Consider the following 13155-nt stretch of genomic DNA (forward strand, 5'->3'; position numbering starts at 1 on the left):
TGGCAGGTCGGTTGGGCGACTCGCCGGCGGGCACGAGCGAACCGAGCGGGAATCCTGGTCGTACATCTGCCCGGGAAAGACGGCCTTCGCGCCGGCTGCCGCGCGTGGTGGTCGCGGTTCACGCCGTACCCGTGCTGGCAGGTGAACTGGGCGACGAGTTGGCAGGCGCGGTCTTTGACGGCGGCGCTGCTCGGAGGCCGCGCGTGACCACGCACGGCCCGGTGCTGCCGATCTGGAGTTGCGGCGGCTGCGATGCGCCGTGGCCCTGCCGCACCCGGCAGCGCGAGCTACGCGCCGAGTTCGACGACGCTCCGATCTCCCTGGCTCTCTACCTAGGTGCCCAACTGGTGCGGGCCTCCGAGGACCTGACCTGGGTGCCGGCGGGGGCGCTGCACAGACGCTTCCTCGGCTGGCTTCGGTGAGCATCCTGCGGCCCGGCGACGAGAAGTTCCACTACAGCGACGGCTCCCACAGGTGGATCCCGCCAGATCCGGACTACGACCAGGAGGTCTGGGACGAACAGGTCCGCCAGCACAAGCATGGACACCTGAGAAACGTGCACCCGAAGGTGCGCATCCAGCGCCTCGTCTGATGCCAGCAGTACAGCATCGCTGCCAGCCAAACCGAGCCGAGCGGCAGGGTCACCGCTCGCCGTGGAGGTTGGCGAGCAGAGCGGCGACCCGGACCTTGATGTCATCGCGGACCTGGCGGACGACGTCGAGTGGTTGGCCGGCGGGGTCGGTGAGCTTCCAGTCTTCGTAGCGCTTGCCGGGGAAGACGGGGCAGGCGTCGCCGCAGCCCATGGTGATGATGACGTCGCTGGCTTCGGCTGCGTCCCAGGTGAGCGTGGCGGGGCTCTGGTCGGTGATGTCGATGCCGACTTCCCGCATGGCTTCGACGGCGACCGGGTTGATGTGGTCGGCGGGTTCGCTGCCGGCAGAGCGGACCTCAACGGTGTCGCCGGCGAAATGGCGCAGCCAGCCGGCGGCCATCTGGGAGCGGCCGGCGTTGTGGACGCAGACGAACAGGACGGTGGGCTTGCTGCTCATCGAGCTTCGGTCTCCTGGGTGAGGTGTGGGACGACGACGGCTTCGGCGGTGTCGGCGGCGTGGGGGTACCAGGCGGCGAGGGCGGCGATGGCGACCAGGCCGCCGACGAGTTGGGCGGCGATGAAGCCGGGTGCCGAGGTTGGGGCGATACCGGCGAAGGTGTCGGTGAAGGCTCGGCCGATGGTGACGGCGGGGTTCGCGAACGACGTCGACGAGGTGAACCAGTACGCCGCGCCGATGTAGGCGCCCACGGCGGCCGGGGCGGCGGTGGTGCGGCCGGAGCGGGCGAGGGCGAAGACCAGGACGACCAGTCCGGCGGTGGCGATCACCTCGGCCAGCCACAGGTTTCCCCCGGTCCGTTCGGTGCGGGACCAGGTTACGGCAGGCAGGTCGAACATCAGGTGAGCCAGGACCGCGCCGGTGATGGCTCCGCCGGTCTGTGCGGCGGTGTAGGCGGCGAGGTCCCGCCCGGTCAGGCCGGTGCCGGTGCGGCGGCCGAGCCACCAGTCGACGGCGGAGACGACCGGGTTGAAGTGTGCGCCGGACACCGGGCCGAAGGTCAGGATCAGCGCGCCCAGGGCCAGTGCGGTGGCGATCGCGTTTTCCAGGAGCTGGAGACCGACGTCGGTGGGGGAGAGCCGGGCGGCGGCGATCCCGGATCCGACCACGGCGGCGACGAGGAGGGCGGTGCCGGCGAACTCCGCCGAGGCCCGCCGGGGCAGGCCAAGGCTCACGCGGTACTGCTGGCGGCCGGGGCGGCGGAAATGTCCAGGAGCGCGCCGAGCTGCCGGAACGCTTCCGGCTTCACCCGGTACCAGACCCAGGTGCCGCGCCGCTCCGAGTCGACCAGGCCCGCCTCGCGCAGCACCTTGAGGTGGTGGGAGATGGTCGGCCCGGACAGGTCGAACGCCGGGGTCAGGTCGCAGACGCACATCTCCGGTACCGAAGCGATCATCGACATCAGTCGCAGCCGGATCGGATCCCCGAGGGCCTTGAACAGCGGTGCGACCACTGCGGCCTGCTCGGCGTCCATGGGGCGGACCGCGAGCGGGGAGCAGCAGGCCACGGCGTTGAGGTCCACCACCGGCAGCTCTTGTTTCGACATTCGTCTAGCTTGACAGACTTCGAAACAGGGTGCAACGTAGGTCTTGATTCGATAAGCATCTAGACAAGGAGATGGTCGTGTCCCGTGTCCAGCTCGCCCTGCGCGTATCCGACCTTGAAGGCTCCGTGGCCTTCTACGGCAAGCTGTTTGGCGTCGAGCCGGCCAAGCGCCGCCCCGGCTACGCCAACTTCGCCATTGAGAACCCGCCACTCAAGCTCGTGCTCCTTGAGGGTGGGGCCGACGAGCCCACCGTCTTGGACCACCTCGGCGTCGAGGTCGCCAGCACCGACGACGTCAACGCCGCCACCAAGCGCCTCACCGACTCCGGCCTGATCACCCTTGAGGAGAACAACACCGAGTGCTGCTACGCACTCCAGGACAAGGTGTGGGTGCGCGGCCCCGGCAACGAGCCATGGGAGGTCTACACCGTCAAGGCTGACGCCGACACCCTCACCAAGACGGCCGAGGGTGAGTGCCGCTGCGGCGAATCGACCGACGCCGAAAGCCAGCCGGCCACCAGTGGAGCGGCATCGAACTGCTGCTGATCGTTAGGCACTCGCGCGCCCGTCATTGATCCACAAGGCGGGCGCGCAGTGCTGGGCCACAAGGGGGCACAAGGCAGCGTGAAACGTCGGCAACCAGCGCGACACCACAAGGATCCAAAGGATGCCCCGAGCAGCGTGCGGGCAGCGTTGCCGGAGGTCACAGAGATGCCGCTCCAAGTCCGCTTCAACTCTCCGACGTGCTGTCTTGGAGGTCCCGCAGGCAGTTGCGGCCGAAGGGTGTCGCAGCCGGCGGGATTATCGTCGGCGTGGGCGAATCGGTCTTCCGCCAAGCCGTGCCGCACGAGGGCAGACATGAGCGGCATGCCTCTCGTGTCCGCGTGGCGGCTCCGGCTCGCCGACATGGATGCGTTGGCTGGGCAGGGGGGCGCCGGCGGTGGTGATCCGCATGACGCTGCCGACGGGTGGCACCGACCACACGCCGATCGCACACATGATCCACACGACTTCGCTGATGTGGGGGTGTCCGGGACGGGTTGATACCGCGACTTCGCCGAAATGGAGTCGATCAAGGCAGGTCGGTCGGTCTGACCTCGCTCCAAGCCCCCTCCAACCGATTTGCCGAGAGTTCACACCGAAGAGGTCGGCCTCGCCGGCCTGGACCAGGTCAAGGCGTCGTCCTACTCGTGCACGCCGTCGTGCTGCGGGCCGAGCTGGCTGATCTCGTACCCGTCGGGGTAGCTCTTGGTCTTGATCCCGTCGGCGAACAGCGCCGTCGTCCGTGGCGCGCCGAACCACCGCTGCGACCGCGAGCGCAGCTTCAGCGCCGTGTGCAGGCCGGCCCGGACCGGCCACGGCGGCGCGTCGACGCGCATCGCCTGCCGCAGTGGCGCGTCGTACATGGCACTGACCAGCGCGTTCCCCAGCGGTCCGAGCATCCGGGGGATCCGGGGGATCCGGGTGAGCATCAGCATCCGGGTGGCGCGTTCGATGGCCGCCGCGTCGTCGTTGGGCTGGAGGTGAACGGCGTCGTGCGTGGTGAACCAGGTTTCGAACTCCTCGTACGACCCGGGGATGTCCGTGATGCCCATCCGTCTGCCGAGTTCTCGGTAGAACAGGTAGGTGGCCTGCCGCTCGTGGCAACAGGGCGGGCGCCAGCCGTACTCCTGCAGCCACCGCGTCGGAACGACCACCAGGCAGCCGAGGACGTACCGGAAGTCGTCGTTGCCGATGTCGTACGGGCGGTGGATCTGGTTGACGCGCCGCAACGCGTCCCGCCCACGGGGCTGCTCGAAGCCGTTGAGCACCATCTCGTACATCAGCAGGCCCGTGTCGTCGATCCGCTTCTGGGTGCGGTCGGTCAGCTCACCGGTGGTGGTGTGCACCGCGGCGATGGCGGGGATGGAGAAGGACCTGTTGAAGGCGAGATTGAGGCCGAGCTTCATGTCCCACGGGAACTCGTAGCGCAACATGGTCTGGTAGATGTCCAGGTAGTCGCGCTCGGGGTCGAGGGTCCGGATTCGGGTCAGGTTGGCGTAACGGCCTTTCATCGGTGGGCATCTCCTGCCGTCGGATGTGGGGGCCAGACCGTAAGCCTGCCAAAGGCTTGGGGATCTGTCAGGCAGGAGTGACTGTCATCAGGTCGGCGAGCCCGGCGATGGTCAGGACGGGAGCCAGGAGCGGGCTGGCGACGAGGTGGATCCGCTCGACGTGGGGGAACAGGACGGCCAGGCCCGCGCTGTCGAGATATTCCAGTGCGGTCAGGTCGACCGTGAGCGGGCCGGGGGCGGCTTCCACAGCGCGGGTGAGGGCGTCCCCGAAGTCGGCGGCGTTGCTCATGTCGACCTCCCCGGTCGCGGTGAGGACGAGGGCGCCGTCAGGCTGCTGGTCGGTGGTGAGGGTCAGTGTGGTGCTCATGGGATCCTCGCCTGCATGTCGATGGTGGTGCCGGTGGCACTGGGCGTGACGGTGATGGCGTCCATCAGGGCCCGCATGAGGAGCAGGCCTCGTCCCCGGTGGTTGCCGGCTTCCGGCTGAGGTGTCTTCCAGTGCCCGCTGTCGGTGACGCTGAGGTGCAGGCCGTCGGCGGTGGCGGTGGCCCGTAGCCGGATCCGTCCGCCGGGGTTGTCGCGGTGTCCGTGCTCGATGGCGTTGGCGCAGGCTTCGCCGGCGGCCACCAGGACGTTGTAGGCGTTGGTGGGACTCAGCCCGCAACGCTCGAGCCAGCTTCGCAATGCGCTGCGCACAGGTGCGAGGCCGGTGCGTTCGGCGGCGAAGTCGAGTTCCAGCGGCCCAGGGTGACGGTAGAGCAGGACCGCGACGTCGTCGTCGTATCCCCCCGGCGGGCTGAGTTGATCCATGACGTCGGTGGCGAGGGTCTCGATGGGGTGGGCGCGTCCGTTCTGGATCACCGTCACGACGTGCCCGATGCCTGCGGTGAGCGGTTGGCGGCGGCGTTCGACGAGCCCGTCGGTGTAGAGCATCAGGGTGGCCCGCGCCGGCACCCGTTCCTCGGCTTCGGGCCGCTCGGCGTTGCCTCGAACGCCGAGGGGGCGGGAGTGGCCCTGGTCGAGCAACCGGGTGTCGCCGTCGGGTGAGGTGACAATGGCGGGAGGATGCCCGGCACTGGCGTAGCGCAGCTGGCCGGTCGTCGGGTCGAGGACGCCGCAGAAGACCGTCGCGCACAGGGCTCCGGGCAACTGGGCGGCGAAACGGTCGAGTGCGGTGAGCGTGCGCGACGGGCTGGAGTCCTGCAGCAACAGGGCACGGCAGGCGCTGCGGAGCTGGCCCATCACGGTGGCGGCCCGCAGTCCGTGACCGACGCAGTCGCCGACGACGATGCCGATCTGCCCGTCGGCGAGCGCGATGGTGTCGTACCAGTCGCCGCCGACCTTCAACGGCCGGGTGGCGGGCGCGTACCGCGCGGCGAAGCCGCTGGGCAGCTGTGCCGGGCCGAGGATGGCCCGTTGCAACGCCAGGGCGGTCTCCCTCTGCTGATCGATGTGCTGCACCCGGCGCAGCCCTTGGCCGAGGTGGCCGCCCAGCAGGGCCAGCAGGGTCTCGTCCTGTTCGGTGACGGGGCGCCTCTCGCCGAGGTCGATCCACAGGACCATCGTGCCGTGGGGATGTTCCACGGCGATTCCGACGCCCGTGGTGTGGTCCGCGACAGTGGTGAGCAGGGGCCGATCGCGCAGGTCGGTGAGCATCCGCCGGCGCTGGTCGGTGAGGGTGTCCCAGCGCTGGTGAGGATCGGTCGCGGTGATCGTCGGGGTGTGGGAGCCGTCGAAGACAGCCGCGAGAACGCGCGTGGCGCGCCACAGCCCCTGTAGCTCGTCGAGGACGCCGTGCAACGCGTCGGCGAGGTTGTCCGCCTGCGACAGGCGGATGCTCAGGGCGGCCAGTGCGCTCTCCCGTTGCACGGCGTAGTGCTCCGCCGTGACGTCGCGGAAGGTGCCGACGATCACCCGTCGGCCGGTGTCCGGGTCCTGCACCTGGTTGAAGGCGGCGGCGGCCCACAGGCGATGGCCGTCCCGGTGCGTCACCGGGATCGTGTACGCACCGCTGGTCTGACCCGTGAGCTGGGTGAGCGCTTCGGTGACCTGCTGGTATGCCTCGGGCTCGGTCTCCCGGCTCGGCCACCACGGGGGATTGGCGGAATAGGGAAGCCCTTCGGGGCCGTAGCCGAGGATGTCGGTGAAGGTGGTGTTGATCTCGATGACGGCGCCGTTCTCGTCGCAGACGAAGAAGGCCTCCTGAAGCGAGTCGATCAGGGCGGTGCGCCACCGGGCGTGGTGGTTGCGCAGCCGGGCCAACGTCACGTTCGTCCGCACCCGGGCCAGCAACTCGGCGGCGGAGAACGGCTTGACCAGGTAGTCGTCCGCCCCCGCCTCCAACCCCTCGATGGAGGCCTCCTGCCCTGCCCGCGCCGACAGCAGCAGGACGGGAGTGCCCGCCGTACGAGGTTCGGCGCGCAGCGCGGCCACCAGTTGCAGACCGTCCAGGCCCGGCATCATCACGTCGCTGACGACGAGATCGGGTTGACTGGCGCGTGCCGCCTGCAGGGCCAGGTGACCGTCGTTGACCGCCTCGACCCGGTAGCCGGCCGCGAGCAGCAGGCGGCTGAGGTACTCCCGCATGTCAGCGTTGTCGTCGGCGACCAGGATGCGCGCCGATCCAGGTGGTACGTCTGTCGTCGTCTCCCACCCGCTGGGTCCGGCGACCTCTGCGGGCGTACCCGCTGATGGCTCCTGCGGGAGCCAGCGCAGCGCCTCCTCGACGAACGGTTCGGCGGCGGCGGACACGTCGCGCTCCCCGCCGGAGGCGACGGTGCCCGGCGGCAGGTGACCGCTACCGAAGGGCAGCCCGATGGTGAAGGCGGTGCCCTGGCCGATGGTGCTGTCGGCGCTGATGTCACCACCCTGCAGCCCGACGAGTTCCCGCACCAGCGCCAGGCCGATGCCGCTGCCCTCGTTCGAGCGTGACCGGGCGTTGTCGATGCGGTGGAACCGTTCGAACAGTCGGGGCATCTCCTCGGCGGGCACCCCGATCCCCGTGTCGACAACTGTCACCACGGCCCGGCCGTGCTCTGCCCGCACCCGTACCCGGATGGCGCCGTCGAAGGTGAACTTCAGGGCGTTGCTGAGAAGGTTCAGGATGATTTTTTCCCACATGCCGCGGTCGAGGTAGACCGGCTCGGGTAGTGGGGGGCAGTCCACCTCGAAGGTGAGACCCGCGCGTTCGACGGCGGAGCGGAACACGCTGGCGAGATCCGCGGTGACCGCGGCGAGGTCCACCGGCTCGTAGTGGGCCTCCATCCGGCCGGCTTCGATCCGGGAGAAGTCGAGCAGCGCGTTGACCAGCTTTCCGAGTCGCAGCCCGTTGCGGTGCATGACCCGCAACTCCTCGCGCACCTCCTCGTCGGTGTCGCCGAGGCGGGTACGCAACTCGTCCAGTGGACCCATGATCAACGTCAGTGGAGTGCGGAACTCGTGGCTGATGTTGGAGAAGAACGCCGTCTTGGCGCGGTCGATCTCGGCGAGTTCCTCGGCCCGCTGCTGCTGCGCCTGGTAGCTGCGGGCGCTGGCGATGCCGGCCGCGACGTGGCCCGCGGCCAGTTCGACGAAGCCCCGGTACCCGTCGTCGAGCGGTCGGTACCGGTTCAGGCCGGCCACCAGGAAGCCGTACGGCGTGTCGCCCTGTTGCAGCAGCGGCACCACGAGCGCCTGGGTGGGCGGCTGCGACCACGCCCCGGTCGGCAGGTCCGCGAACGGAGCGCCATCGAGCGGGACGAGCGGTGACTCGCCCCGCGCCAGCGCGGCCACCGGCCACACCGGGGTCGACTCGTTGGCCGCGATCGTGCTCGGGGCTGCGGAGTGACCTGCGGGTATGCCGGCGGCCGCCGCCAGACGGGCGCTGCCGTCGTCGTCGAGAAGGTAGATCGCCGTGAACGGAAGGTCGAGGTCGTTGCGGCCGAGCTGCCGGCCGGCGAAGGTCACCATCTCCTCTTCGGTACGCACCACACTGGGATCGGACCCGAGATCACGCAGCGTGGCCATCCGCCGCTCGCCGACGACACGGTCGGTGTCCTCACTGACCACGCACAACATGCCGATCAGGGCGTTGTCGTCGTTGCGCAGCGGGCTGTAGGAGAAGGTGTGGTAGCTCTCCTCCCGGTAACCGGACCGCTCCAGAAACAGCAGCAGCGCCGTGTCCCACGTCGCGACACCGGTGGTCAGCACCCGATCGATCCGAGGGCCGATGTCCGGCCAGATCTCCGCCCACACCTCATTGGCCGGTCGACCCAGAGCCCACGGGTACTTGCGCCCGAGGGTGTCACGCCGGTACGCGGCGTTGCAGAAGAAGGTCAGCTCAGGACCCCAGGCCATCCACATCGGGAAGCGCGACGACAGCAGAATGCTCACCGCCGTCCGCAGGCTCTGCGGCCACAGTGCGGGATCCCCCAGCGGAGTCGATGCCCAGTCCACCTTCGCGAGGTCACGGCCGATCTCGCCGTCGCCAGCGAAGACATCTTCCCTGGTAAACGGCCCTTGTGCGGCGCTGCTCATCGTTGCGACACTCCCTCGAACCGCACGCCCTGACCCAGCAGCACCGTCTCGCCGCCCGGATCGGTGCCGCCATTCGCGCCGACGTGCCGACGGCGCAGATACCTCGCGGAATCTTAAGGCACGTCCGGTCTGCTGGCCTGGAACAGAACAGCCGGTGACGGAGTCCGTGGGGGGCACCGGCCTTGACCTTCTTCGGAATCTGGGAGGGCGAGCAGCCGGCGGTACGCCGACAATGAAGGAGTGAGGCGTGAGGTGGGCGTGACGCGGTTGACCGGGACGCGGGCCAACGGCGCGGTGGCGACCGGCGCGGCGGCCGCGGGCGCGTGGGCTGTGGGGGCAGCTTCGATCGGAGCCCTCGCCGTGGGGGCGCTGGCCGTCGGAGCCGTCGCCGTCGGGGCGTTTGCCATCGGGCGGCTGACGATCCGCCGGGCGATCGTGCGGGAGCTACGCGTCGGCCGGCTGGAGATCGACGAGTTGGTGGTGCGCAGTCGACCCGCTGGCGAGGACTGACCACTCCGGCCGGGCGGCCGCGCTGCCGCGCGACCGCCCGTCAGCGGCCCTGCAGGCGCTTCACGTTGTCGCCGAAGGTCCAGCCCTTCGACCCGTCCCAGTTGGCCGACCAGGTCATCAGGCCCTTGAGACCGGGTACGGAGTTCCAGGCCTGCGTGACCAGCGACGTCGACAGGTAACCGCCGCCGGCCCCGATCTGCGCGGGCAGGCCCGGGACCTGCTTGTCGTACGGCACGCGGATCGTGGTGCCCTGGATGGTGAGGCCGTTGTTCAGGCACTGCGTCTGCACCGTGAATCCCTGCACGGTGCCCGCCGGGTACGAGTCGCCGGCGCAGCCGTACATGCTGCCGTTGTAGTACTGCATGTTCAGCCACCAGAGTCGGCCGTTGTCCACGTACTTCTTGATGATCGGCAGGTACGAGCCCCAGATCGAGCCGTAGACCACGCTGCCACCGGTGACGTAGGCGGTCTCGGGTGCCATGGTCAGGCCGAAGTTCGACGGCATCCGGGCCAGCACGCCGTCGATGATCCGGATCAGGTTGGCCTGCGACGTGGACAGGGTGTTGATGTTGCCGCTGCCGGTCAGGCCGGTCTCGATGTCGATGTCGATGCCGTCGAAGTGGTAGTTCGTCAGGATCGGCACTATCGTCGCGATGAACCGGTCGGCGACGGCGGCGGAGCTCAGGTCGATGCCCGCGGCGGCGCCGCCGATCGACATCAGGATGGTGGCGCCGGCCGCTTTGGCCTGGCACATCTCGGCCGGGGTGGCCACCTTCACGCCGGCGTCCATGCCGTTCTCCCAGAGGACCGTGCCGTCCGCGCGGATCACCGGGAACGCCGCGTTGATCACGTTGTAGCCGTGCTGGGTGAGCCGGCTGTCGGTGATCGGGATCCAGCCGAGCCCGGGGTGCACGCCGTTGGAGGCGCCGTCCCAGTTCTCCCAGTAGCCCTGCAACACCTTGCCGGTGGGCCGCGACTTCACCGCACAGGTTCCGCCGGTCGGCGGCGGCGTGGTGGGGGGAGGTGTGGTCGGTGGCGGCGTGGTGGGCGGCGGAGTCGTCGGCGGTGGCGTGGTGGGGGGTGGGGTGGTCCCCGAGCACCCGCCGAGATCCCGCCACAGTGACGGGGTCGCCGCCGGGTTCCAGCCCGCGCCAGGGTGCGCGGTGTGGGTGACCAGAGCCTGGTAGAGCCGGCCGCCGTAGGTGACCTGGGCGCCCGCCTGGTAGGTGTTGCCCTCGGCCCAGCCCGGTGCGGTGCAGGCGACCATCGGGACGGCGTTGACCGAGGACATGGCTGCCGTACTGCTGGGAACGAAGGCGACGGTGGCCGTGACGGTCATCGCCGCCCCGGCCAACACTGCGAGGATCCGGCGGCTTCTCATGGCTCACTCCCCAGGCTTCGGCGACCCGCGACCTCCACATATTGACGTCCGTGACGATTAATATCAAGGGTTGTTTACAGATCCTGGCGCGGCGAGGGCCAGCGCACCCGCCCGACTACCGTCACGCCGTACGGTAGTTGCCGCTGAGCCGACCGAGCTTCATGGCCAGGTGCAGACACAGCCGCTCGTTGCCGTCCTTGAGGTCCGTCCCGGCGAGTTGTTCCACCCGTTGCAGCCGGTAGTAGAGGGTCGTCCGGTGCAGCCGGAGCTTCTCGGCGGTCGCGTGCGCGTTGCCCGCCAGGTCGAGGTACGCCTCCAGGGTCTCCAGCAGCACCTGGTGGGCGTCGTCGCGCAGCAGCCGCTCCAACCCGGGGTGGACGCCCGCGACGTCGAGATGCTGACTGTCCAGTTGGGACAAAACTCGGTAGATGCCCAGGCCGGCCCAGGAGACCACCCGGCCCAGCGCGGGCAGTTGCGCACCGACCCGGGCGGCCTGCGCGGCCTCCTGGTAGGACTCCACCGCACTGGACAGGCCGGCGCGGGACTGGCCGATCCCGGTCACCGTCCGCTCCACCGAGGCCAGACCCCGGGTCGCGGTCCCCAACGCCTCGTCCAGGTGCCCGGCGGCCACCTCCGGCGAGGGGCGGCCCGCGACCCGGTCGCCGCAGACCAGCAGCACCCCGTGGTCGTGCCAGACGAGGTGTAGCGACTCCCGCACCCCGATCCAGCGGCGCGTGGTGACCAACGCCTGCTCCAGGGCGATCCGGGCCACCTCGTCGGGCTGCCGCCCGCCGGCCGGCACGAGCTGTGCGACCAGTGCGACTGTCGACCCGTCGCCGGCCACCACGCCCTCCTCCAGCAGCGCCCGCGCCGCGTGCTCGCGCGCCTGCCGACTCTCCACCAGGAGGGTACGGGTGGCCTCGGTCTCCCGCTGCGAGGCGAGCTCGCCGAGCAGGTTCTCCCGGTACAGGGCCAGCGACAGATCGGCGAAGGGACCGGTCGCCGTCGCGATGTCGGCGTCGGTCATCGAACCGTCCGCGTCGATGAACCACACGAAGCCGAGCAGCAGGTCGTCGTGCCGGATCGGCACGCAGACCCTTGCCAGCAGGTCCAGGTCGGGGCACGCGGGGGTGCGGATCGGGGCGTACGCCGTGAGCACGCCCATGCCCCGGAACCAGGCGATCACCTCCGGCGTGGTCTGCCGGCGCAGGATCGACGTCCGGCGGACCTCGTCCATCGGGCCGTCGTGCTCGCTGTAGGCGACCACCCGCTGACGCCGGTCCTCGATGAGGGCGGGTCGCCCCACCCGGGCGGCGACGGCGTCGACGATTCGCTGGAGCTCACCGTGCATACGACTCCCATGGTTGCGCTGCGTGACAGGGATCGCGCGACCGCCAGTCCTTACCCTCCGGTGCGGACAGGCCATCGCGCAAGGTCCACTCTCGAACTCGCGACAAAAAGACGGCCGGCGTCGCGACGCTTCCGGCATCTGTCCGAAGACCGGAGGCGACGGGCGTTCCTAGGGTTCCCGATACGCACCGCGCCAGCGCCCCGGCAGTGGGCGGTGCCGGCGGAGAAGGGACGTCCGAGTGGAAACTGGTAGGCCCTGGCGCGGCGTGCTGGTCGCCGTCACCACGCCGTTTCGCGCCGACCTGTCGGTCGACGTCGACCAACTCCAGGAACACGTCAGGTGGCTCGCCGCCGAGGGATGCCACGGGGTCGCGCCGTGCGTGTCGATGGGGGAGTACCGGGCCCTCTCCGACGACGAGCGGGCCACGGTGGTCAGGGCGACTGTGGAAGCGGCGCCCGCCGGCTGCGCGGTGCTGCCCGGCGTCGGCGGCTACGGCAGCAGGCAGGCCCGCCGCTGGGCGGAGCAGGCCGCCGAGGCCGGCGCCCACGGCGTGCTCGCACGACCACCCGACGGGCCTGCCGCCCGCGACGCCGACGTCGTCGCCCACTACCGCGAGGTGGCGGCGGTCGGCCTGCCGGTGGTCGCCCACAACGAACCGTGCGCCAGTCGGATCGACCTCACCCCGGACCTGCTGGCGACCGTCGCCGAGATCGACGGGATCGTCGCGGTCAAGGAGGTCACCGGTGACGTACGCAGGCTGCACCGTCTGCGGGACCTCTGCCCGCACGTCGACGTGCTGGTCGGCGCCGACGACGTGGTCCTCGAACTGGTGCTGTGTGGTGCCACGGGATGGGTCGCCGCCCTGCCCAACGCGCTGCCCCGGCATGCCGTGCGCCTGTACGAGCTGGGCGTCGCCCGTGACCTGGGCCGGGCGCTGCCGCTCTACGCCGAGCTGCACCCGATCCTCGGCTGGGCCTCCCGGCCGGAGTCGGTGCAGGCCGTCAAACTCGCCATGACCTGCGCGGGGCGGTTCGGCGGGCGGTGCCGCCCACCGCGTGGACCCCTGCCCGTGGCTGCCGCCGACCGGGTGCGTCGGGACGTGCTGCGGGCCCTCGCGGCCACCGTCGAACCGGCCTCCGGGGGCCGCCCCGGCTGATCCGCCGACGGGCGCCGGTCCTTCAGGTGTCGGAA

The 13155-nt window shown here is 70.2% G+C and carries 13 protein-coding genes; 5 read left to right on the forward strand and 8 right to left on the reverse strand.

What is annotated here, in order from left to right; all coding sequences use genetic code 11:
* Positions 1–203: 203 nt before the first annotated feature.
* A complete protein-coding gene (locus tag O7631_RS18755; RefSeq protein ID WP_088946984.1) occupies positions 204–422 on the forward strand; it encodes a hypothetical protein in 219 nt (72 codons plus the stop codon).
* On the forward strand, positions 419–592 hold the full coding sequence (locus O7631_RS18760) for a hypothetical protein (RefSeq protein ID WP_278145389.1): 174 nt from the start codon (positions 419–421) through the stop codon (positions 590–592). Before O7631_RS18755 ends, O7631_RS18760 begins: the two co-directional genes overlap by 4 nt.
* Positions 593–641: 49 nt before the next feature.
* Here the strand turns inward: O7631_RS18760 and O7631_RS18765 are convergent, their stop codons facing one another.
* Genes O7631_RS18765 through O7631_RS18775 form a run of 3 tightly spaced genes read right to left on the reverse strand, consistent with a single transcriptional unit; the run spans position 642 to position 2154 of the window.
* Entirely contained in the window at positions 642–1049 is a 408-nt protein-coding gene (locus tag O7631_RS18765; protein WP_278145390.1) for an arsenate reductase ArsC, read from the reverse strand.
* Entirely contained in the window at positions 1046–1783 is a 738-nt protein-coding gene (locus O7631_RS18770; protein WP_278145391.1) for an MIP/aquaporin family protein, read from the reverse strand. Before O7631_RS18770 ends, O7631_RS18765 begins: the two co-directional genes overlap by 4 nt.
* Entirely contained in the window at positions 1780–2154 is a 375-nt protein-coding gene (locus tag O7631_RS18775) for a metalloregulator ArsR/SmtB family transcription factor (protein WP_278145392.1), read from the reverse strand. Before O7631_RS18775 ends, O7631_RS18770 begins: the two co-directional genes overlap by 4 nt.
* A 77-nt stretch (positions 2155–2231) precedes the next feature.
* Here O7631_RS18775 and O7631_RS18780 point away from each other — a divergent pair, with 77 nt between their 5' ends.
* Positions 2232–2699, forward strand: a complete 468-nt coding sequence (locus O7631_RS18780) for an ArsI/CadI family heavy metal resistance metalloenzyme (RefSeq protein ID WP_278145393.1) — start codon at positions 2232–2234, stop codon at positions 2697–2699.
* A gap of 638 nt (positions 2700–3337) precedes the next feature.
* Here O7631_RS18780 and O7631_RS18785 read toward each other — a convergent pair.
* From O7631_RS18785 to O7631_RS18795, 3 genes are all read right to left on the reverse strand, one after another.
* Complete coding sequence (locus O7631_RS18785) at positions 3338–4207, reverse strand: oxygenase MpaB family protein (RefSeq protein ID WP_278145394.1); 870 nt, start codon at positions 4205–4207, stop codon at positions 3338–3340.
* A gap of 67 nt (positions 4208–4274) precedes the next feature.
* Positions 4275–4574 (reverse strand): STAS domain-containing protein, encoded by a 300-nt coding sequence (locus tag O7631_RS18790; RefSeq protein ID WP_269678218.1) that lies wholly within the window; start codon positions 4572–4574, stop codon positions 4275–4277.
* Positions 4571–8722: a SpoIIE family protein phosphatase gene (locus O7631_RS18795; RefSeq protein WP_278145395.1), complete on the reverse strand. Its 4152-nt coding sequence runs from the start codon at positions 8720–8722 to the stop codon at positions 4571–4573. Before O7631_RS18795 ends, O7631_RS18790 begins: the two co-directional genes overlap by 4 nt.
* Before the next feature lie 240 nt (positions 8723–8962).
* On the opposite strand from O7631_RS18795, the gene O7631_RS18800 reads away from it, so the two are divergent.
* Entirely contained in the window at positions 8963–9232 is a 270-nt protein-coding gene (locus tag O7631_RS18800) for a hypothetical protein (RefSeq protein WP_278145396.1), read from the forward strand.
* Between the two features lie 40 nt (positions 9233–9272).
* Here the strand turns inward: O7631_RS18800 and O7631_RS18805 are convergent, their stop codons facing one another.
* Entirely contained in the window at positions 9273–10613 is a 1341-nt protein-coding gene (locus O7631_RS18805) for a glycosyl hydrolase family 18 protein (RefSeq protein WP_278145397.1), read from the reverse strand.
* A gap of 121 nt (positions 10614–10734) precedes the next feature.
* A complete protein-coding gene (locus O7631_RS18810) occupies positions 10735–11964 on the reverse strand; it encodes a PucR family transcriptional regulator (protein WP_278145398.1) in 1230 nt (409 codons plus the stop codon).
* Between the two features lie 238 nt (positions 11965–12202).
* On the opposite strand from O7631_RS18810, the gene O7631_RS18815 reads away from it, so the two are divergent.
* Complete coding sequence (locus tag O7631_RS18815) at positions 12203–13120, forward strand: dihydrodipicolinate synthase family protein (protein ID WP_278145399.1); 918 nt, start codon at positions 12203–12205, stop codon at positions 13118–13120.
* Positions 13121–13155: the final 35 nt, after the last annotated feature.

Source organism: Micromonospora sp. WMMD967 (assembly GCF_029626165.1).
Classification (GTDB): Bacteria; Actinomycetota; Actinomycetes; order Mycobacteriales; family Micromonosporaceae; genus Micromonospora; species Micromonospora taraxaci.

Bases quoted from the DNA above. Each gene is read 5' to 3' on its own strand.
- O7631_RS18795 (WP_278145395.1), bottom strand. From the start codon at position 8,722: ATGAGCAGCGCCGCACAAGGGCCGTTTACCAGGGAAGATGTCTTCGCT.
- O7631_RS18790 (WP_269678218.1), bottom strand. From the start codon at position 4,574: ATGAGCACCACACTGACCCTCACCACCGACCAGCAGCCTGACGGCGCC.
- O7631_RS18785 (WP_278145394.1), bottom strand. From the start codon at position 4,207: ATGAAAGGCCGTTACGCCAACCTGACCCGAATCCGGACCCTCGACCCC.
- O7631_RS18775 (WP_278145392.1), bottom strand. From the start codon at position 2,154: ATGTCGAAACAAGAGCTGCCGGTGGTGGACCTCAACGCCGTGGCCTGC.
- O7631_RS18765 (WP_278145390.1), bottom strand. From the start codon at position 1,049: ATGAGCAGCAAGCCCACCGTCCTGTTCGTCTGCGTCCACAACGCCGGC.
- O7631_RS18805 (WP_278145397.1), bottom strand. From the start codon at position 10,613: ATGAGAAGCCGCCGGATCCTCGCAGTGTTGGCCGGGGCGGCGATGACC.
- O7631_RS18810 (WP_278145398.1), bottom strand. From the start codon at position 11,964: ATGCACGGTGAGCTCCAGCGAATCGTCGACGCCGTCGCCGCCCGGGTG.